Source organism: Variovorax nivicola, from assembly GCF_051216475.1.
Lineage (GTDB): Bacteria > Pseudomonadota > Gammaproteobacteria > Burkholderiales > Burkholderiaceae_C > Variovorax.
Genome location: NZ_JBPJZK010000005.1, coordinates 285,333 through 304,595 on the forward strand (window position 1 = coordinate 285,333; position 19,263 = coordinate 304,595).

17 protein-coding genes are annotated in these 19,263 nt (G+C 68.0%); 8 read left to right on the forward strand and 9 right to left on the reverse strand.

Annotated elements, in window-relative coordinates; genetic code table 11:
- Positions 1-94: 94 nt before the first annotated feature.
- A complete protein-coding gene (locus tag ACSFBF_RS21590) occupies positions 95-2,359 on the forward strand; it encodes an acyl-CoA dehydrogenase (protein WP_435470520.1) in 2,265 nt (754 codons plus the stop codon).
- Here the strand turns inward: ACSFBF_RS21590 and ACSFBF_RS21595 are convergent.
- Entirely contained in the window at positions 2,259-3,110 is an 852-nt protein-coding gene (locus tag ACSFBF_RS21595; protein WP_093075542.1) for a helix-turn-helix domain-containing protein, read from the reverse strand. The genes ACSFBF_RS21590 and ACSFBF_RS21595 overlap by 101 nt on opposite strands.
- A gap of 137 nt (positions 3,111-3,247) precedes the next feature.
- Here ACSFBF_RS21595 and ACSFBF_RS21600 point away from each other — a divergent pair, with 137 nt between their 5' ends.
- Together ACSFBF_RS21600 and ACSFBF_RS21605 are read left to right on the forward strand one after the other, a co-directional pair.
- Positions 3,248-3,661, forward strand: a complete 414-nt coding sequence (locus ACSFBF_RS21600) for a hypothetical protein (protein ID WP_435470522.1) — start codon at positions 3,248-3,250, stop codon at positions 3,659-3,661.
- Between the two features lie 159 nt (positions 3,662-3,820).
- Entirely contained in the window at positions 3,821-6,685 is a 2,865-nt protein-coding gene (locus ACSFBF_RS21605; protein WP_435470524.1) for an aconitate hydratase, read from the forward strand.
- A 20-nt stretch (positions 6,686-6,705) separates the two neighbouring features.
- On the opposite strand, the gene ACSFBF_RS21610 is transcribed toward ACSFBF_RS21605, so the two are convergent.
- The gene (locus tag ACSFBF_RS21610; RefSeq protein WP_435470526.1) at positions 6,706-8,199 is read right to left on the reverse strand and encodes a C13 family peptidase; all 1,494 of its coding nucleotides are present in this window, start codon (positions 8,197-8,199) and stop codon (positions 6,706-6,708) included.
- Between the two features lie 57 nt (positions 8,200-8,256).
- Here ACSFBF_RS21610 and ACSFBF_RS21615 point away from each other — a divergent pair, with 57 nt between their 5' ends.
- The 5 genes from ACSFBF_RS21615 (at position 8,257) to ACSFBF_RS21635 (ending at position 12,591) form a co-directional block, all read left to right on the forward strand.
- Positions 8,257-8,751 (forward strand): metallophosphoesterase family protein, encoded by a 495-nt coding sequence (locus ACSFBF_RS21615; RefSeq protein WP_435470528.1) that lies wholly within the window; start codon positions 8,257-8,259, stop codon positions 8,749-8,751.
- Positions 8,752-8,894: 143 nt separating this feature from the next.
- Positions 8,895-9,197: a FeoA family protein gene (locus tag ACSFBF_RS21620; RefSeq protein ID WP_093075538.1), complete on the forward strand. Its 303-nt coding sequence runs from the start codon at positions 8,895-8,897 to the stop codon at positions 9,195-9,197.
- Complete coding sequence (feoB, locus tag ACSFBF_RS21625) at positions 9,190-11,085, forward strand: ferrous iron transporter B (RefSeq protein ID WP_435470531.1); 1,896 nt, start codon at positions 9,190-9,192, stop codon at positions 11,083-11,085. The genes ACSFBF_RS21620 and feoB overlap by 8 nt, the downstream gene beginning before the upstream one ends.
- 28 nt (positions 11,086-11,113) lie before the next feature.
- Entirely contained in the window at positions 11,114-11,401 is a 288-nt protein-coding gene (locus ACSFBF_RS21630) for a DUF6587 family protein (RefSeq protein ID WP_435470533.1), read from the forward strand.
- Positions 11,402-11,406: 5 nt separating this feature from the next.
- Complete coding sequence (locus ACSFBF_RS21635; RefSeq protein ID WP_435470535.1) at positions 11,407-12,591, forward strand: FAD-dependent monooxygenase; 1,185 nt, start codon at positions 11,407-11,409, stop codon at positions 12,589-12,591.
- A 22-nt stretch (positions 12,592-12,613) separates the two neighbouring features.
- Here ACSFBF_RS21635 and ACSFBF_RS21640 read toward each other — a convergent pair whose 3' ends face one another.
- The 7 genes from ACSFBF_RS21640 to ACSFBF_RS21670 form a co-directional block, all read right to left on the reverse strand.
- Positions 12,614-13,864 (reverse strand): SMI1/KNR4 family protein, encoded by a 1,251-nt coding sequence (locus ACSFBF_RS21640; protein ID WP_435470537.1) that lies wholly within the window; start codon positions 13,862-13,864, stop codon positions 12,614-12,616.
- Positions 13,865-13,934: 70 nt separating this feature from the next.
- Positions 13,935-15,323 (reverse strand): reverse transcriptase family protein, encoded by a 1,389-nt coding sequence (locus ACSFBF_RS21645; protein ID WP_435470539.1) that lies wholly within the window; start codon positions 15,321-15,323, stop codon positions 13,935-13,937.
- A 229-nt stretch (positions 15,324-15,552) separates the two neighbouring features.
- Positions 15,553-16,401: a tryptophan 2,3-dioxygenase gene (gene kynA, locus ACSFBF_RS21650; RefSeq protein ID WP_435470541.1), complete on the reverse strand. Its 849-nt coding sequence runs from the start codon at positions 16,399-16,401 to the stop codon at positions 15,553-15,555.
- 16 nt (positions 16,402-16,417) lie between these two features.
- Entirely contained in the window at positions 16,418-16,912 is a 495-nt protein-coding gene (locus ACSFBF_RS21655; RefSeq protein WP_435470543.1) for a hypothetical protein, read from the reverse strand.
- Between the two features lie 14 nt (positions 16,913-16,926).
- On the reverse strand, positions 16,927-18,204 hold the full coding sequence (kynU, locus tag ACSFBF_RS21660) for a kynureninase (protein WP_435470545.1): 1,278 nt from the start codon (positions 18,202-18,204) through the stop codon (positions 16,927-16,929).
- Positions 18,205-18,214: 10 nt separating this feature from the next.
- Positions 18,215-18,868: an arylformamidase gene (gene kynB, locus ACSFBF_RS21665; protein WP_435470547.1), complete on the reverse strand. Its 654-nt coding sequence runs from the start codon at positions 18,866-18,868 to the stop codon at positions 18,215-18,217.
- Between the two features lie 74 nt (positions 18,869-18,942).
- Positions 18,943-19,257, reverse strand: a complete 315-nt coding sequence (locus tag ACSFBF_RS21670) for a YkgJ family cysteine cluster protein (protein ID WP_093049612.1) — start codon at positions 19,255-19,257, stop codon at positions 18,943-18,945.
- Between the last annotated feature and the right edge of the window lie 6 nt (positions 19,258-19,263).

Below are 19,263 nucleotides of genomic sequence, written 5' to 3' on the forward strand. Positions count from 1 at the left end.
CAGGCCGGGGAGCCCTTGACCGGCCCTCGGGGCCAGTCACAAGCCTCAAGAATGGTGCCAATCCGCGCGCATTCGTCGCGGAAGGAGACGCACCATGCCTCTGGCGACACTGATCGGCCGATGGGCCATGCAGCCATTCTCGAAGGCGCTGCCGCCGCTGGGCGACACCGAGCGCGCCGCGCTCGAGGCGGGCACCGTCGGCTTCGAGGGCCAGCTCTTCGCAGGCCGCCCGGACTTCGATGCACTGACGGCCATGGGCCCGAACCAGCTCACCGAGCGCGAGCAGAGCTTTCTCCACAACGAAGTGCGCGAGCTGTGCCACATGCTCGACGACCACGCCATCGACCAGGCGCACGACCTGCCGCCCGAGGTGTGGCGCTACCTGCGCGAGAAGCGCTTCTTCGGAATGATCATTCCCGAGGAGTTCGGCGGCCTCGGCTTCGGTCACTACGCGCACGCCACGGTGGTGGCGCGCATCGCCACAGTCAACGTGGCCACGGCCGTCACGGTGATGGTGCCCAACTCGCTGGGGCCGGCCGAACTGCTGCTGCGCTACGGCACCGATGCGCAGAAAGGGCATTACCTGCCGCGCCTTGCCGACGGCCGCGAGCTGCCGTGCTTCGGCCTGACATCGCCGTATGCGGGCTCCGACGCGGCATCGATCCCTGACCGTGGCGTGGTGGTCGAGCGCGAATTCAACGGCCGCATGACGCGCGGCTTTCTTGTCGATTTCGACAAGCGCTACATCACGCTCGCGCCGGTCGCCACCGTGGTCGGGCTGGCCTTCCACGCCGTCGACGAAAGCAGGCCCGAGGGCGAGCGCGAACTAGGCATCACCTGCGCGCTGATTCCCGTGCCGCACGAGGGCATGGACATCGGCCGCCGCCACCGCCCGATGGACAGTGCCTTCATGAACGGGCCGATCCACGGCCGGCAGGTGTTCGTACCGATGGACTGGATCATCGGCGGCGAGCAGCAGGTCGGCCAGGGCTGGCGCATGCTGATGGAATGCCTGGCCGCGGGCCGCGCGATCTCGCTGCCGGCGCTGGGCTCGGCCATGCAGCAGACCGCGCTCTACGTGAGCAATGGCTATGGCCAGATTCGCGAGCAGTTCGGCATGCCGGTCGGCAAGTTCCACGCGGTTGCAGGACTGGTGGCGCAGATGTCGGCCGAGCTGTATGCGACCGACGCCGCGCGGCGCTTCACCGCGGCCGCGCTCGACAAGGGCGAGCGGCCCAGCGTGGCGAGCGCCATCCTCAAGGTGCAGCTGACCGAGGCCGGGCGGCGCGCGGTCAACCACGGCATGGACATCCTCGGCGGCAAGGGCATCATCTCCGGCCCGTCGAACCTGCTCGGCGTGTCCTACCGGCAGGCGCCGATCGCGATCACGGTGGAGGGCGCGAACATCCTCACGCGCGCGCTCATCGTGTTCGGGCAGGGCGCGGTGCGATGCCATCCGCATGTGCTCGACGAAATGGCGGCTGTGCAGGCGAAGGACGAGACCGCGCTCGGCAAGGCGCTGATGGCGCACGGCAGGCATGTGGCGGTGAACCTGTGGCACAGCCTCTTCGGCGCGCCGGTGCTCGGCGCGCCGCCCGATGACCTGATGCGCGAAGCGCGGCTCGTCGCGCGCATGAGCGCCAAGTACGCGCTCACGGCCGATCTCGCGATGGGCATGCTCGGCGGCAAGCTCAAGCGCATGGAGCTGCTGTCGGCGCGCCTGGGCGACGTGCTTGCGCACCTGTACCTGGCCAGTTCGTGCATCTGGCGCTACCGCGTCGATGCGGCGCCCGAGCTGCTGCCCTTCGCGCGGGCTGCGATCCGCCTGCAGATCGACGAGGCCGGCAAGATCCTGCGCGATCTCTACGCCAACCTGCCGACTGCGGGCCGGCGCGTGATCGGTGCGCTGGTGCTGCTCCGCACTGCGCACCTGGCGCCGCTGCGCGACGTGCAACTGCTCGAACTGGCCGACCTGCTGCGCAAGGACCCGCGCATCATCGAACGCCTGGCGCCCGACCTGAGTGAGCCTGCCGCGGGCGGCCTGCGCGACCTGATGTACGCGATGGAACTGGGCGCGCAGCTAGGCGACGCCACGGCCGCGCTCAACAAGGCGCTGCGCCGCACGAACTCGCTCGAAGAAGCGGCCCGCTCGGCGCCCGACCCCGAACTGGCGCTCGCCTACCTGAAGGCGGCCGACAAGGTCATCCAGGTGGACGACTTCGAAGGCCCGCCGCGCGATGCAAACGGCAGGGCCGACCTCAGCCCGCCTGTTGCTGCTGCGCAGCCAGTGCCATCAGCGCTGCAGCCGTCTGCTCGTCCGCCGGAAAGAACGACTCCACCGCGAGTTCCTGCAATGTGACGTCGACCGGCGTGCCGAAGATCGTGATGGTGCTGATGAAGCTCAGCACGCCGCTGGGCATGACCACCTGGAAGGGCACGGCCACTGCAGACAGCGCGGTGTCGATGACGGGCGCGTCATGGCTCACGGCGGGCGGGGGATAGGCCGCGAGTTCGTCGTGCAGCGCTTGCAGCACCGCGTCGCCGGTGGCGGCGATCTGCTGTTGCAGCCGTTCGAGCAGATGAGTGCGCCACTGCGCGAGATTGGCAATGCGCGGTGCCACGCCGTCGGGGTGCAGGCTCAGGCGCAGCACGTTGATGGGCGGCTTCAGCAGCTCGGGCGAGGCACCTTCCATCAGCAGCGGCACCAGCGCGTTGTGCGCCACCAGGTTCCAGTGGCGGTCCACGGCCAGCGCGGGAAAGGGCTCGTGGCCCTTCAGCACCAGGTCGACGGCGCGGCGCGCGGCGGCCATTGCCGGGTCGTCGAGCGAGCGCTGCCGGTACATCGGCGCGAAGCCGGCGGCCACCAGCAGCGCATTGCGCTCGCGCAGCGGCACCTCGAGCCGCTCGGCCAGGCGCAGCACCATTTCGCGGCTGGGCGCGGCGCGGCCGGTTTCCACGTAGCTCAGGTGGCGGGTCGAGACCTCGGCCTCCTGCGCCAGATCGAGCTGGCTCAGGCGGCGGTGGGTGCGCCAATGCCGCAGGTGGGCGCCGAACGGGTCGCGCGCGCCGGGCTGGCTGGCCTTGGTCGGGTGGGAGTGGGTGGTGTTCATGTGCCGATTCTGGCGTGGCGGCGGCGCGGCGCCATGACCTCCCAGGTCATCGACGCCATGCCCGCCGGCCGGAATCATTGGCTCCAACGCGGCAGGACTGGCTTGCGGCGTAACCACCCAGACCCAAGGAGATTCACATGTCCGTCTTCGCATCCCCCCGCTTTCTGCCCACCGTGATGTGGGCCGACGCTGCCTCCTGCGCCGCGACCGGCGCGCTGCAGGTGGCGTTCACCGGTGCACTGGCCGGGTTGACTGGACTGCCGGCGCCTCTGCTCATGGGCACGGGCGTGTTCCTGCTGGTCTATGCCGCCGCCGCGGCCTTCATGGCCAGCCGCAGCACGCCGCCGCGCACGCTGATCGGCCTTGTCGTTGCCGGCAACTTCGGCTGGGCCGTGGCCTGCATCGCGCTGCTGGTGAGCGGCATGTTTGCGGTCACTGCGCTGGGCATGGCCTGGGTGCTGGCGCAAGCGGTGTGCGTGGTGGTGCTGGCCGAGCTGCAGTGGACCGGGCTGCGCCGCACCCGTGGCGGCGCGCGCATGGCCCTTGCCTGAAGGTAGTTGCGAGGAATGCCGGCGACGCCCCTTTACCCGGCATTTTTCGCAATGAGGAACAGGGTGGCAGAAGGCGAGATCGGAGAAGACCGACTACAACGGCTGACATTGTTCCCTGATATCTTTGAGAGGCTTCCACGAACAAACAGGAGTCTCTCCATGGCCAAAGCCCCGGCGCATGCGTTTGCGTCCACCCTCAAGACCTTCAAGACCCCATCCGGCAAGTCCGGCAAATACTGGTCCCTGAAGGAACTGGCCAAGCAATTCCCCACCATCGACCGCCTGCCCGTATCCATCCGCATCGTGCTCGAATCGGTGCTGCGCAATTGCGATGGGCAGAAGGTTTCGGCCAAGCATGTCGAAGAACTGGCCCACTGGGCTCCGAACGCCGAGCGCGTAGACGAAATTCCCTTTGTCGTCACCCGCGTGGTGCTGCAGGACTTCACCGGCGTGCCGCTGCTGGCAGACCTTGCCGCCATGCGCAGCGTGGCCGCCAAGCTGGGCAAATCGCCCAAGACCATCGAGCCACTGGTGCCCGTCGACCTCGTGGTCGACCACTCGGTGATGGTCGACTACTACGGCACGTCCAAGGCGCTCGACCTGAACATGAAGCTGGAATTCCAGCGCAACAACGAGCGCTACCAGTTCATGAAGTGGGGCATGCAGGCCTTCGACACCTTCCGCGTTGTGCCGCCGGGCTTCGGCATCGTGCACCAGGTCAACCTCGAATACTTTGCGCGCGGCGTCTACAAGAGCCCGGGCGACAAGGGCGACAAACCAACGTACTACCCCGATTCGCTGGTCGGCACCGACAGCCATACCACCATGATCAATGGCATCGGCGTGGTCGGCTGGGGTGTTGGCGGCATCGAGGCCGAGGCGGCCATGCTGGGCCAGCCGGTCTACATGCTCACGCCCGACGTGGTGGGCTTCGAGCTCACCGGCAAGCTGCGCGAAGGCGTCACGGCGACCGACCTTGTGCTGTACGTCACCGCGATCCTGCGGGCTGAAAAGGTGGTCGGCAAGTTCGTCGAATTCTTCGGCCCCGGCGCCGCATCCATTGCCGTGCCCGACCGCGCGACCATCGGCAACATGGCGCCCGAATACGGCGCGACCATGGGCTTCTTCCCGGTCGACGACATGACCGTGGCGTATTTCGAAGGCACCGGCCGCACCAAGGAAGAAGTCGAGCGTTTCGCCGCCTATTACAAGGCGCAGGGCCTCTACGGCATGCCCAACCCGGGCGACATCGACTACACGAAGATCGTCAAGCTCGACCTCGGTACCGTCTCGCCCAGCCTGGCCGGCCCGAAGCGCCCGCAGGACCGCATCGACCTCGGCCACCTCTCCACCAAGTTCTCGGAGCTCTACAGCAAGCCCAACGACGCCAACGGCTTCAACCAGCCGGCCGACAAGCTCAAGCTGCGCTATCCGTTGGTTGCGGCCGGCAAGGGCGGTGACGAAGAAGCCGCCCCGCCGGCAGCAGGCGCGCCGCTCGACGTGGTCGAGATGGTTGCAAACCGCTCGACCAACGCCGCCGCGCACGTGAGCGCCACCGCGCCTTCGGCGCCCAAGGGCGCAGTCACCATCGGCAACGGCGACGTGCTGATCGCGGCCATCACCTCGTGCACCAACACCTCGAACCCGAGCGTGATGCTGGCCGCCGGCCTGCTGGCCAAGAAGGCCGTCGAAGCCGGCCTCACGGTCAAGCCGCACATCAAGACCTCGCTGGCGCCCGGCTCGCGCATCGTGACCGAATATCTCGAGAAGGCCGGCCTGTTGCCGTACCTTGAAAAGCTCGGCTTCTACCTTGCGGGCTATGGCTGCACCACCTGCATCGGCAACGCCGGCGACCTCACGCCCGAGATCAACGAGGCGATCACCAAGAACGACCTGATCGGCGCGGCCGTGCTGTCGGGCAACCGCAACTTCGAGGCGCGCATCCACCCGAACCTGAAGGCCAACTTCCTGGCCTCGCCGCCGCTGGTGGTTGCCTTTGCCATCGCCGGCAACGTGATGACCGACCTGATGACCGAGCCCGTGGGCAAGGGCAAGAAGGGCAAGGACGTGTACCTCGGCGACATCTGGCCCACGCCGAAGGAAATCGACGACAACCTGCGCTATGCGATGAACGCCAAGTCGTTCCGCGCGAACTACGACAAGGTCAAGACCGACCCGGGCAAGTTCTGGAGCAGCATCAAGGGCACCAACGGCCAAGTCTACGACTGGCCCAAGTCGACCTACATCGCCGAGCCGCCGTTCTTCGAGGGCTTCAAGATGAAGCCGCATGCGTCCGACGCAGGCTTCAAGGGCGCGCGCGTGATGGCGCTGTTCGGCGACTCGATCACCACCGACCACATCTCGCCGGCCGGCTCCATCAAGGAAAGCTCGCCCGCGGGCATCTGGCTCAAGGCGCACGGCGTGCCCAAGGCCGACTTCAACAGCTACGGCTCGCGCCGCGGCAACCACGACGTGATGATGCGCGGCACCTTTGCCAACGTGCGTATCAAGAACCTGATGATTCCGCCGGATGCCAACGGCACGCAGGAAGAGGGCGGCGTCACGCTGTTCCAGCCGGGCAACCAGAAGATGTTCATCTACGACGCCGCCATGAAGTACATGGAGCAGGGCGTGCCCACGGTGGTGTTCGGCGGCGAAGAGTACGGCACCGGCTCCTCGCGCGACTGGGCGGCCAAGGGCACGCAGCTGCTGGGCATCAAGGCCGTGGTGGCGCGCAGCTTCGAGCGCATCCACCGCGCCAACCTGGTCGGCATGGGCGTGCTGCCGCTGCAGTTCCGCGGCGCCGATTCATGGCAGACGCTGGGCCTCACGGGCGACGAACAGATCGACGTGGTGATCGGCAGCGAGCTGAAGCCGCAGATGGACGTGAAGCTGGTGGTGCACCGCCCCGACGGCACGCACCAGGAAGTGACGGTGCGTCTGCGCATCGACACGCCTATCGAGGTCGACTACTACAAGCACGGCGGCATCCTGCCCTTTGTGCTGCGACAGCTCCTCGAATAACCCCCAGGGCGTCGGCGCCGCTACTTCGAGGCGGCGTCGAGGCGCTGCGCAAGCTGGTCGAGCAGAGGGCGGATCTTTTCGCCAACGCTGATCTGCGGGTTCGAGAAGCCGTCTTCCTTGCCGGCCTCGATCTCGCGCTGCTTGATCAGCGGCACGGCCGCCGCGAAGGCGGTTTCGAAGGAGCGGGTCTTGCGCAGTTCCTCGTTGAACATCGCGCGGCCGAAGAAGGTCAGCTCCGACAGCCGGCCGCATCCGTACGAGGTGTGCGTGGCGTCGGCGGCGGTCATCACCAGCGTGTTTTCGTTGGCCAGCGGTTCGATCCAGCCCCCTGAATAGCAGGCCGACACCGCCACCACCCGGTGGCGAATGCCGGCTTCGTCGAGCGCTTCGCGCAGTTCTTCCGGCGTGAGCCAGGGCACGGCCAGCGGCCAGTGCGCGGCGGCCAACTGGTGGTCGCGCGCGCCATGCGAGGTGAGGTAGACGATCAGCACGTCGTTCTCGCGGTCCATGCGCGCGGCCAGCGCGGCGATGGCGCGCTCCAGGTTGAGCGGGGTGGCCCAGGGCAGCGTCTCGGCGGTCGTCGCGTGGTTCATCAGGTGGATCACGCGGCCCTTGGCATCGAAGCGCTCCTCCAGCAGTTGGGTGACCATGTTGCTTTCGCGCAGGAATACGTCTTCAGACGCGTAGGGTGCAAACACCAGCCCGTAGACATTGGCCTGCCCGGGCTTGCCGGCGGGCAGCGCCGCGACCGTGCGCTCCCACAGCGCCTGCTGTTCCTCGAAGAGTTCCTGCGTCAGCTGCATGCGCGGACGCTCGGGCTCGGTGGATGCGCTGCTGGCATCGGGCTGCCACATGCGGTCTTGCGTGTTGAGCGATTGCCAGAAAGTCAGCGTCAGCAAGGCCACGAACGCGGGCGTGAAGATCGCAAGCCGCCAGCGCGCGCCGGCTTCGCGCGCGGTGAACCGAACCAGCGCCAGCACCATCCACACGCATCCCAGGCCGAAGACGACCCAATAGCCGGGCGAGGTGGCGATCGCCGACGGCAACCAGCCGCGCGTATAGCCCAGGGCCAGCACCGAGAGCGCCAGGTTGGCCGGGAACATCGTCCAGGTGGCGAGCACGAACCAGCGCGCCAGTCCATCGCTGCGGGCCCGCCCGGACAGCGCGAACCAGCCCATCCACGCGAGCACACCCAGTACCCAGAGCGTGTTGAGGCCGACGGTTTCGTAGAGCCGGGCGGGGCCGGCGATTTCGAGGCGCGCCAATACGGCCCATACGAGTTCGGGCAGCAGCACGAGCAGCAGCAACTGCCAGGGCGTGGGCCTTGCATCGACGCGCGGCTCCAGCAGGAGCGAGGCGCGCAGGCCGCCGACCAGCCAGCGCAACAGGCTCGCGCGCGGCGTGGTTTCTGTCGTGGGCGGTGGCGAAGCGGGGGATGCCTCGGTGTTCTCGGGAGGCTGTTGCGGTGCGATGATGTCTTCGGGCATGCCGTCGATCATGCCTTTGCGGGCCATGCTTTTTTGCCAGCCTCGCCGCCGCTCCGGGTTTGCCTGAACAACTTTCTTCTTCCCATGCTTCGCATCGGTCTCATCTCCGACACGCACGGGCTCCTGCGGCCCGAGGCCATCGCCTTCCTGAAGGGCAGCGACTTCATCGTGCATGGCGGCGACATCGGCACCGCCGGCATCCTCGAAGCGCTTGCGGCCATCGCGCCGTTGACGGTCGTGCGAGGCAATAACGACCGCGAGCCGTGGGCCGATGCCATCGCGGAAACCGAACTCGTGAAGTTCGGCGGCGTGCACCTCTATGCCATTCACGACCTTGCGCAGCTCGACATCGACCCACTCGCGGCCGGCGTGCGCGTGGTCGTCTCGGGCCATTCGCACAAGCCGAAAGTCGAAGAGCGCGACGGCGTGCTCTACGTCAATCCGGGCAGTGCGGGCCCGCGACGGTTCAAGCTGCCGATTTCCGTCGCCGAACTCGTTATCGACGGTGCGTCAGTGACTGCGCGCGTCGTCTCGATCGATCCGCAGGGTGGTCTTCTCTCTACCGGGGGCAACACCTGAGGCCCGGCCTTGAGCCGGTTTCTTGGTGTTTCTGGGCCGATAGAGCCTGATTTTGAGGGGTTGGTCAGGTATTTGTGAGTGAGAATTGCTAGCATCTAGGTTTTGCTTACCGGCGCGCCCGATATCCCGGGCGTCCTCTCACCGTGCGAACCAACGATTTCGGCGCAGCGCCGACCACCGCCGTCGCCCTGCGCCTCGACCAGCTTCCGAACAACCAGTGGGCCACCGTGCTCGACGTGGCACGCCCCGACAACGCCGACGACCGGGAACTCGTCCTGCGCCTGACCGAAATCGGCTTCGTGCCGGGCGAGGCCGTGCGCATCGTCGCCAGCGGCATTCCGGGCCGCGAGCCGCTGGCGGTGCGCCTCGGCCACACCACCTTCGCACTGCGCCGCCACGAGGCCGCGCTGATCCACGTCACGCCGGGAGCCACAAACCATGGTTGAAGCCGTCATCCAGGGCCCCGGCCGCCTCGCGGCCACCGCGCAGCCGGGCCGCATCGCCCTGCTGGGCAACCCCAACTGCGGCAAGACCGCGCTGTTCAACCTGCTCACCGGCAGCCGCCAGAAGGTGGCCAACTACGCCGGCGTGACCGTCGAGCGCAAAGAAGGCACGTTGCGTACGCCGTCGGGCCGCCGCGTGTTCGTGCTCGATCTGCCGGGCGCCTACAGCCTGAATGCGCTGAGCGCCGACGAGGCCGTCACCCGCGACATCGTCACCGGCCATAGCAAGGAAGCCCTGCCCGACCTGCTGGTGTGCGTCACCGACGCCACCAACCTGCGCCTGAACCTGCGGCTGGTGATCGAAGCCAAGCGGCTCGGCCTGCCGATGGTGGTGGCGCTCAACATGACCGACATGGCGAAGAAGCAGGGCATCGTGGTCGACACGGCCGTGCTCTCGCGCGAGTTGGGCGTGCCGGTCATCGAGACCGTCGGCGTGCACACCGGCGGCGCGCAAGGCCTGCTCGCAGCGCTCGACACGCCCGTGGCCGCCGCCACGCCGCAGCCTTGGCAGGCGCCGGGCCTCGACGACGTGCTGGCCACGCAGCGCGAAGTGCGCCGCATCCTCGGCCTTACGGTGAAGGAGCCGGTCGGCAGCCTTGCCACCAGCGACCGCATCGACCGCGTGGTGCTGCACCCCGTGTGGGGCATGCTGGTGCTGGCCGTCACCATGTTCCTGATGTTCCAGGCCGTGTTCAGCTGGGCCAACGTGCCGATGGACGCCATCAAGGCCGGCACCGAAGGGCTGGGCAACCTGCTCAAGACGGCCATGCCGGAAGGCATGCTGCAGAGCCTGTTGGTCGATGGGGTTATCGCCGGCGTGGGCGGCGTGATCGTCTTCCTGCCGCAGATCCTGATTCTTTTTCTCTTCATCCTCGCGCTGGAAGACTCGGGCTACCTGCCGCGCGCGGCCTTCCTGCTTGACCGCGTGATGGGCACCGTGGGCCTGTCGGGCCGCTCGTTCATTCCGCTGCTGTCGAGCTTTGCCTGCGCCATTCCGGGCGTGATGGCCACGCGCACCATCAGCAACTGGCGCGACCGCATCACGACCATCATGATCGCGCCGCTCATGACCTGCTCGGCGCGGCTGCCGGTGTATGCGCTGCTCATCGCGGCTTTCATTCCGGCGCGCACCGTGGGCGGCGTGTTCAACCTGCAGGGCGTGGTGCTGTTTGCGCTGTATGTGTTCGGCATCGTCTCGGCCATGGCCGTGGCCTGGGTGATGAAGCGCTTCCGCGACAACACGCAGCATTCGCCGCTGCTGATGGAACTGCCGGCCTACCGCTGGCCGAACCCGCGCAACCTGGCGCTGGGCCTGTACGAGCGCGCATGGATCTTCATCCAGCGCGTGGGCACGATCATCCTGACGCTGACGATCCTGCTGTGGTTCCTGTCGACCTTCCCGTCGCCGCCCGAAGGCGCGACCGGCCCGGCCATTCAGTACAGCCTGGCCGGCACGATCGGCCGCGGGCTTGAGCACATCTTCGCGCCCATCGGCTTCAACTGGCAGATTTCGATCGCGCTGGTGCCCGGCATGGCGGCGCGCGAAGTGGCCGTGGGTGCGCTCGGTACGGTGTACGCGCTGTCGGCCACGGGCGACGACGTGGCAGGCCAACTGGAGCCGCTCATCGCCGGCAGCTGGTCGCTGGCCACCGCGCTGTCGCTGCTGGTCTGGTACGTGTTTGCGCCGCAGTGCATCTCGACGCTGGCCGCGGTGAAGCGCGAAACCGGTTCATGGAAGTACGTCTGGATCATGGCTGGCTACCTCTTCGCGCTGGCCTACGCCGCTTGTTTCATCACCTATCGCGTTGCGGTGGCACTCGGAGCGGGGTAAAACCCGCCATGAAAGGTTTGGAGAAGAAATGGCACAGCAACTGATCGTCGGATTGATCGTCGCGGCCGCCGCGTTCTATGCAGTCTGGCGCTGGATGCCCGCAGGCTGGCGCCGCGGTGCTGCACAGAAGCTCGCGGTCGGCACGCACCGCGCGGGTTGGGTCGACGAAGAACGCGCCAAGGAACTGGCCGCATCGCTCGCCAAGACCTCGGGCTGCGGCTCGTGCGACAGCTGCGGCAGCTGCGCTCCCAAGACACCTCTGAAGCAACCGGAAGCCGACCAGGCCACCACCAGCCCGTCCATGCACGGCCGCTGAGATCGATGCCCGCGCACATCCTCGTCGCCGGGGGCGGCATCGGGGGGCTGGCCACTGCGCTGGCGCTTTCCAAAGGCCGGCATCGGGTCGATGTTTTCGAGCAGGCGGCCGTCTTCGGCGAAATCGGCGCCGGCGTGCAGCTCGGGCCCAATGCCACGCGGCGTCTTCAGCAACTCGACCTGGGCCCCGCGCTCGCAGCCATTGCGGCGCGGCCCGATGCGCTGGTGGTGCACAGCGCCGAAAGCGGCTCCGAACTCGCCCGCATGCCGCTCGCCGATGCCATGCAGCAGCGCTACGGCGCTCCCTATTTCTGCGTTCATCGCGCCGACCTGCACGGCCTGCTGCTCGATGCCGTGCGCGCGCGCGGCACCGGCGCGCTCGTGACCGGCGCCCACATCAGGCAGGTGGAAACCAGCGACGACCTCGTCTGCCTGTCGAGCACCGACGCACGTGCCTGGGAGGGCGAAGCCATCGTCGGGGCCGATGGCCTCTGGAGCCTGGTGCGGCAGCGGCTCGACTGCGCGTCTGCCGCGCAGCCGCCGCGAGTTACCGGCCACACGGCCTGGCGCGCGTTGATCGAGCAATCGAGCCTGCCCGCCGCATTGCGCCGCAAGCAGGTCGATGTGTGGCTCGGCCCGCGCCTGCATGCGGTGGCGTATCCGGTGCGGGGCGGCGACTGGCTCAACGTGGTGGTGATCGCTGAGTCAGCCCCGGCCGGCGACGCGCGCGACTGGGACCAGTCCAGCAGCATCGCCGCCCTGAAGCAGGCCATGGGCCGCAGCTGCGCCGGCCTACAGTCGTTGCTCGACGCGATGCCCGGCTGGCGTGCATGGTCGCTCGGCGATCGCGACCCCTTGACCGGCCCGGCCGAGATGGCGCATGAGCGGGTCGCGCTGGTGGGCGATGCGGCGCATCCGATGGTGCCGTACCTCGCGCAGGGTGCTGGCATGGCCATCGAGGACGCGGTGGCGCTGGCCGATGCGCTCGGCGACAGCAGCGCGGCTGGCGTGCCCGCCGCCTTCGCGCGCTACGCCGAGGCACGCTGGTCGCGCAATGCGCAGGTGCAGGCGCGCGCGCGCCGCAACGGCGAGATCTTCCATGCCACGGGGGCCGTGCGCCTGGGCCGCGACATGGCGATGCGCCTGCTGGGCGCGAGGCTGCTCGACCAGCCCTGGCTGTACGGCGGCTGAGCGAACGACGCGCCAGCGCCCTTCAGAGCCGGAACGTCTGCAGGTGCTCGATGCGTTCCGCGAGCCCTTCCTGCCCGAGGTAGTGGCCGTGCTTGCCGTCCTGCATCTTCGCGAGCGTGGTCTCCAGTTCGAGCAGCATCGCGTCGCGCTCGGCAACGAACGCGGGCGCCACATCGATGCCGGCCTGCGCGCAGGCATCCGCGATCAGGTGCGCGCTCGCGGGCGCGCCGCACGCCGCGCACTTGACGATGGCCGTCACATTGGGCTCCGCGCCGTTGGCCAGCAGGGCGCTCGTGAGTTCGGGTGCGATTTGCCCGTCGATGTTGCGCAGGGCGTCGGCCGCCACCGGTGCGCCGGCGCGCACCAGCGCCGCAGCGGCGGCGAAGGCGCCGTGTCCCACCGCAACGTCGGTCGCGAGCGCGCTGCCCTGATGCGGCCCGTCGAAGCCCACGCCAGCAGCGGCGAGTTCGGCGACCAGTTCGGCATCGTCGGCCGCGATGGCATGGCGCAGGGCCACGCGCGCGATCGCCGAATGGTGGCGCAGCGTGCCTTCGGCCAGCGGCGTGCGCCAGTCGACCACGGCGCGGCAATAGAAGGTCACCAGCTTGTCCATCAGGTCGAGGTCTAGCCCGTGGTCCTGGTGCCGGTCGTCGAGGTAGCCGAGCAGCGTCTGCCCCGAGAAGTAATCGCTCGTGGGCGCCAGCGGGTCTTCGTCGAGCTGCAGCGCCGCGAATGCGCCGCGCAGGTCGGGCGCGATGGTGTTCACGCTGTCTTCATGCAGCGCGTGCGTCCAGGCCGGTGGCAGGCCCTTCTTCCACGCGACGATCTGCCCGTGCCCGGCACCGGGTTCGACCACCGCGTAGACGCGGTCGGTGTACTCGAAGCCGCCGAAGGGCAGGTGCGTGAGCTTGCCGCTCGATGGCTTGCCGCCGTCCTCGGCGGCTTCCTTGGCCAGTTCCAGTTCGTGCTCGATCCAGCCCTGCAGGTCGTGGTAGCCGTCGCTGCCGTTCCAGAACAGCTCGTTCCAGCTGATGGCTTCGAGGTTGCCGTTCATTTCGAGCGACAGGTCGTAGTCGAGCCGTCCGCCCGCCGTCTGCTGCCACAGCGCGACCAGCGCTTCGGGGACGGGGCCCGCGCACAGGGCCTGCACGGCATCGATCTGTTGCGGCGGCATTGGCGGCTGCGCGTCGAAGATCACGCGGTCGGCGAAAAGCACGACGCCATGTTCGCGCAGGGTGGAGAGCTCGTCGGGTGTGAACCGGATGTCGTGCATGGCGGGGGCCTCCGTTGTTTTCAAAACTGTAGCGCTTTGCGCCGACGGAACAATCAGGTCCACCCCAGCTTCATGAGGGCGTTTGCGTGGCGCCCGTCCAGTCGATGCGGTCGAAAAGCCTCATCAACCGGGCCTTGCGCGTCGGGCTGAACTGTCCGATCCATGCGATGTGGCCCAGCAGATGGCCGCGAAAGTCGGCCACCTTCGCGCGGTTCTGGCTGGCGGGGCCGTCCAGCGCGCAGCGATGCAGCACGGCCTTGAGCCGGTCGAAATCCTCGCGCGGCGCGTTGGCCTTGTCGTTGACGACCACGCCGGTCACGCGCTGCTGGCGGTGTTGCGGCATGCAGCGCACTTTGCATGGATGCAGCTCGAAACCTTCGTCGGCCGCGATGCCATCGACCCAGGCGCGCAAGGCGGCGAACTGTGCGCGCAGCGAAGCCGGCCCGGAGAACACCAGGTCGTCGGCATAGCGCGTGTAGGTTGCGCCGAAGACCCACGCCAGGCCTTCGAGCCGCAGGTCGAGCCTGAAGGCGCAGAGATTGGCCAGCGCGGGCGAGCAGGGCGAGCCCTGCGGCAGATGCGGCGAGGCGAGGCGCTTGGCGCCCATCCAGTCGAGCCCGCCGTCGTCGCGCAGGCGCTCGATCACTGCGGCCTCGGTGCGGTGCGTGCACAGCGCGGTGAGGGCGCGCGCCACGCCTTCGGGGTAGCCCAGCGTGCGCCACGTGGCATGCACGCGCGAGGCGCGGACGCCGGGGAAGAAGTCGCGCAGGTCGAAGCCGATCACGACCTCCTTGCCGGCGTGCGCGGCCGCGTGGCTCGCGACCGAGCGGCCCGGCACGAAGCCGTGCGCCGCTTCGTGCACGGGCACGTGCTGCAACAGATCGTCGAGGATGCGGCGCTGCGCGCGCTTCAGGTCGGCCTTGGGAATCTCGAGCAGGCGCAGGCCGCCGAGGCGCTTGGGCTGCAGTTGGTAGCGGTAGTGCGATGCGGGCTGCCGGGCGCCGGGGTCGGTGGGTGCGCGGAAGGCCTGCGCCGGCGATGTGAGCCAGGCCAGCCGGTCTGTGTCGAGCTCCAGCCACTGCGCGAGGTCGGCGAGCGTCGCGATGTTCGGCAGCGCGAAATGGTCCAGCCCCATCGGGCGCGGGAACATCTCCGCAGGCCGGAGGATGATGCGGCGCACGCGCGGCTGCTCGTCCTGCTCGAAGGCCGCTTCGAATTCGGGCATTTCATGGATCGCCCTCGCCAGCGCGGGCAGGTCGGTGCGCCGCCATGTGGCTTGCGAGCGGTTGCTGAGCGCTTCAGTCAGCGCCTTCAGCCAGGGTGCGTCGATGCCCAGCGTTGCCGTAGCCCGAGCGCGCAACGCACCGGGCGCAGTGCCGCCGGGCTGCCTCGCATCGGCAAGCAAGGCGCGCGCTAGGCTTTGGGCGATCCATTCGCTGTAGCTCAGTTCACGCGTCATGAATGATGGTGCGAGGGCGTTGAGGTAGGTGGCAACCGGCCCTTCAACCAGCCGGTGATGCGCTAGCACGGCTGCGCGATAGCGCAGTGCGGCTCACGCGCCGGAATGTGTAGCCATCCATCCGCCACGGGGTTCCCCCGCAGCACAAGACCAGGCGACGAATCGCAAAGCCTTGTCGAGTCTTGAAGTGCCGGTGCCGCGGCGGATTGTAGGAGCCCGCTTCGGGCCGCTACAGGTCGGTGCGCAGCTTCCAGATTTCGGGGAACAGCACCACGTCGAGCATCTTGCGCAGGTAGCTCACGCCGCCCGTGCCGCCGGTGCCGCGCTTGAAGCCGATCACGCGTTCGACCGTCGTCACATGGCGAAAGCGCCAGAGGCGGAAGGCATCTTCGAGGTCGGTGAGCTTTTCGCCGAGCTGGTACAGGTCCCAGTGATCGTGCGGGTTGCGGTAGACCGTGAGCCAGGCCGCTTCGACGCCGTCGCTCGATTCGTAGGGTTGCGTCCAGTCGCGTTCGAGCCGGTCGGCGGGCACCGGCAGGCCGTGGCGTGCCAGCAGGCGCAGCGATTCGTCGTAGAGCGAGGGCGCCCGATAGGCCACCTCGACCTGCGCCAGCAGATCGGCACGGTGCGCGTGCGGCTTGAGCATGGCGGCGTTCTTGTTGCCGAGCGCGAATTCGATGCAGCGGTACTGTGCGCTCTGGAAGCCGCTGGAGTTGGCGAGGTAGGGGCGCATCGCCGTGTATTCGGGCGGCGTCATGGTCGAGAGCACGGTCCACGCGCTCACCAGCTGTTCCATGATGCGGCTCACGCGCGCGAGCATCTTGAAGGCGTCGGCCAGCTTCTCCCCGGCGATGCAGTCGGTGGCGGCACGCAGCTCGTGCAGCATCAGCTTCATCCAGAGTTCGCTGGTCTGGTGCTGCACGATGAACAGCATTTCGTCATGCGCGGGCGAAAGCGGGTGCTGCGCGTTGAGGATCTCGTCGAGGTGCAGGTAGTCGCCGTAGCTCATGGACTTGCTGAAGTCCAGTTGTGCTTTTTCCTCGTGGACGATGTTCTCGGGGGACTTGTCGGTGCTCATGATGTTTGCTGGCGGGTCATCGCCAGACCACGGCGGTGTAGGAGGGGCGGCCCATGCCGGATTCTTTCTTGGGATAGACAAAGCGCACGACGTCGTTTTTGCGCTTGAACTGCTGGTAGGTTTCGCCGCCGGGGATGCGGCCCTTCTCGGCCGGCACGTAGCCGGTGTCGCGTGCTTCCTTCACGAGGCGGTCGAAGGCGGCCTTGTCGGTGAGCGAGAGCTCGACGCTGTCCTCGTCGCCGCGGCGCTCCACGTAGATCGACTTCATCAGGTGCACGGTGTGGTCGTCGGCGAATTTCTCGTACTCGATCATGCTGACCTCCTCGGTCACCGTCCTGTCAGCATACGAGAAGCCCTGGCGCTTGAGTTCCTGGCGGAAGGCATCGGGCGACAAGGCCACGAAGGCCTTGAGCTGCGGCAGGGTGAAGCCCGGCTGCTGCGCCAGCGCGGGCGCGGCCAGCAGCAGGAGCGGCGCGAGGCCGGCGAAAAGCCGGCGTGTCATCTTTTTCATGAGCGTGCGCTGCATCAGGTCACCGCGTTCTTGCGGTTGAACTCTTCGCGCTTCCACTCGCCCGTCTCCAGCACCTGCGCCAAGTGCTCGACCGAGTTCCACACGTCCTCGAAGCTCAGGTACAGCGGCGTGAAGCCGAAGCGCAGGATGTCGGGCATCTGCGAGTCGCCGGCGCGGTAGTCGCCGATCACGCCGCGCGCGATCAAAGCCTGCACGATGGCGTAGGCGCCTTCTTCGCGGCTCAGGCAGACCTGTGAGCCGCGCAGAGCGTGGTCGCGCGGAGTGACGAGCGAGAGGCCTTGTTCGGCGCAGCGTTCCTCGACCAGTGCGATGAACAGGTCGGTGAGCGCGAGCGACTTGGTGCGCAGTGCGGGCATTGCGCCGTTCGTGCCGTTGAAGGCTTCGGCCGCGAGCACGGTGTCGAGCCCGCATTCGAGCCCCGCCAGCGCGATGATCGGCTGCGTGCCGCAGAGGTAGCGGCCGACACCCGGGGCAGGGCGGTAGTGCGGTGTGAACTCGAAGGGCGCCGCGTGGCCCCACCAGCCGGACAGAGGCTGCTCGAACTGGCCTGCGTGCTTCGTGTTCACCCACGCGAACGCCGGCGCGCCGGGGCCGCCGTTCAGGTACTTGTAGCCGCAGCCGATGGCGTAGTCGGCCTCGCTGTCGTTCAGCGCAACCGGCACGGCGCCCGCGCTGTGCGCGAGGTCCCACACGGTCAGCGCACCCACGGCGTGTGCGGCGGCGGTGATGGCCTTCATGTCGTGCATGGCGCCGGTGCGGTAGTTGACGTGCGTCAGCATCAGCACGGCAACCTCGTCGGTCAACACAGCGGGCAGTTCGCTCGCGTCGATCAGCTTGAGCGTGAAGCCGCGCTCGCGGCACAGCGATTCGGCGATGTACAGGTCGGTCGGGAAATTGCTGCGCTCGCTGATCACCAGCTTGCGGCCGCTGTCCTTCTGCTGCGACAGCGCCGCGAACAGCACCTTGTAGAGATTGACGGAGGTGCTGTCGGTGCACACCACTTCGCCGGGCGCGGCGCCGATCAGGCGGGCCACCTTGTCGCCCAGGCGTTGCGGCAGGTCGAACCAGCTCGCGGTGTTCCACGAACGGATCAGGCCTTCGCCCCATTCCTTCGTCACCACCTCGGCGATGCGCGCCGGGGCGGCCTTGGGCATCACGCCGAGCGAGTTGCCGTCGAGGTACAGCACGCCCTCGGGAATGGTGAATTGGTCGCGCAAGGCGCGCAGCGGGTCTTGCGCGTCGAGCGCGCGGCAGTCTGCAAGTGTCGTCATGGTGGAGGCTTCAGCGGGGGAGTTCGCGCAGCACGGCGCGAACGGGGGAGGCATCGGCGCTGACCAGCTTCAGCGGCAGCGCGATGAGTTCGTAGTCGCCCTCGGGCACGTCGTCGAGCACGAGGTTCTCGAGCACGCGCAGGTCGAGGCGGCGAATGCGTTGGTGGCTTTCCAGCGTCTTGCTGTCGGCCGGGTCGATGCTGGCGGTGTCGATGCCGATGAGCTTCACGCCCATGGCTGCCAAGCGCTCGACGGTGGCGGGGGCATAGGCCGCGAGCTGCGGGTCCCAGCGGCCGACCGGCATGGTGGTGTAGGTGCGCACCAGCACGCGCGGAGGCAGGGTGCTGTCGACGGCGCGGGCGATGTGATCCCACTCGATCAGCGGGCCCTTGTCGATCGCATGGATCACGCGGCAGGGGCCGAGAAAGGGCGTGAGGTCGACGTTGCCGATGGTCTGGCCTTCGGGGTCGTAGTGCAACGGCGCGTCGGCGTGCGCGCCGACGTGGGGCGAGAGCTTGATCTCGCTGACATTCACCGGGCAGTCCGGCGAAATGGTCGCTGCCCAGCGCTGCTGGTAGGGCGTGTCGCCGGGAAAGACCGGCGCGCCTTCATGCACGGGCGGCGAGATGTCCCAGATGCGGGGGCGGGGTTGCTGTGAACGCATGGCGCGAAGTTAGCGCCGGGCGAGGGGTCGTGGTGTCGGTTATTTCCAACACCATGCGTGACGAGTTGAACGGATCAGTGCAACGACGACAGCGCGGGCAGCCCGTGCCGGGCCCGCGCCCGCTCGCAGGCATCGCTGCCGGCCTGCAACTCGTGGCACGGATTGGGGCGCCATTCGTAGATGCCGCAGCCCACGGACTGGCCGATCTTGCCGGTGAGCGCGGCGCAGCGCATGGGCGTGTGGTCGGTGCCGCGCATGCGGCAGATGGCGTCGTTCACTTCGACGGCGAGGCCGGAGGGCACCTTGCCGCCGTTGTCGTCGAGCTCATGCACGCTGAAGTCGACGCGATAGCTGGCGCAGCAGGCGCCGCATTGCTGGCAATCGGACATGCGGCT

Excerpts from the sequence above, each read along its gene's own strand:
- ACSFBF_RS21590 (WP_435470520.1), top strand. The coding sequence starts at position 95 with ATGCCTCTGGCGACACTGATCGGCCGATGGGCCATGCAGCCATTCTCG.
- ACSFBF_RS21595 (WP_093075542.1), bottom strand. The coding sequence starts at position 3,110 with ATGAACACCACCCACTCCCACCCGACCAAGGCCAGCCAGCCCGGCGCG.
- ACSFBF_RS21600 (WP_435470522.1), top strand. The coding sequence starts at position 3,248 with ATGTCCGTCTTCGCATCCCCCCGCTTTCTGCCCACCGTGATGTGGGCC.
- ACSFBF_RS21605 (WP_435470524.1), top strand. The coding sequence starts at position 3,821 with ATGGCCAAAGCCCCGGCGCATGCGTTTGCGTCCACCCTCAAGACCTTC.
- ACSFBF_RS21610 (WP_435470526.1), bottom strand. The coding sequence starts at position 8,199 with ATGGCCCGCAAAGGCATGATCGACGGCATGCCCGAAGACATCATCGCA.
- ACSFBF_RS21615 (WP_435470528.1), top strand. The coding sequence starts at position 8,257 with ATGCTTCGCATCGGTCTCATCTCCGACACGCACGGGCTCCTGCGGCCC.
- feoB (WP_435470531.1), top strand. The coding sequence starts at position 9,190 with ATGGTTGAAGCCGTCATCCAGGGCCCCGGCCGCCTCGCGGCCACCGCG.
- ACSFBF_RS21630 (WP_435470533.1), top strand. The coding sequence starts at position 11,114 with ATGGCACAGCAACTGATCGTCGGATTGATCGTCGCGGCCGCCGCGTTC.
- ACSFBF_RS21635 (WP_435470535.1), top strand. The coding sequence starts at position 11,407 with ATGCCCGCGCACATCCTCGTCGCCGGGGGCGGCATCGGGGGGCTGGCC.
- ACSFBF_RS21640 (WP_435470537.1), bottom strand. The coding sequence starts at position 13,864 with ATGCACGACATCCGGTTCACACCCGACGAGCTCTCCACCCTGCGCGAA.
- ACSFBF_RS21645 (WP_435470539.1), bottom strand. The coding sequence starts at position 15,323 with ATGACGCGTGAACTGAGCTACAGCGAATGGATCGCCCAAAGCCTAGCG.
- kynA (WP_435470541.1), bottom strand. The coding sequence starts at position 16,401 with ATGAGCACCGACAAGTCCCCCGAGAACATCGTCCACGAGGAAAAAGCA.
- ACSFBF_RS21655 (WP_435470543.1), bottom strand. The coding sequence starts at position 16,912 with ATGAAAAAGATGACACGCCGGCTTTTCGCCGGCCTCGCGCCGCTCCTG.
- kynU (WP_435470545.1), bottom strand. The coding sequence starts at position 18,204 with ATGACGACACTTGCAGACTGCCGCGCGCTCGACGCGCAAGACCCGCTG.
- kynB (WP_435470547.1), bottom strand. The coding sequence starts at position 18,868 with ATGCGTTCACAGCAACCCCGCCCCCGCATCTGGGACATCTCGCCGCCC.
- ACSFBF_RS21670 (WP_093049612.1), bottom strand. The coding sequence starts at position 19,257 with ATGTCCGATTGCCAGCAATGCGGCGCCTGCTGCGCCAGCTATCGCGTC.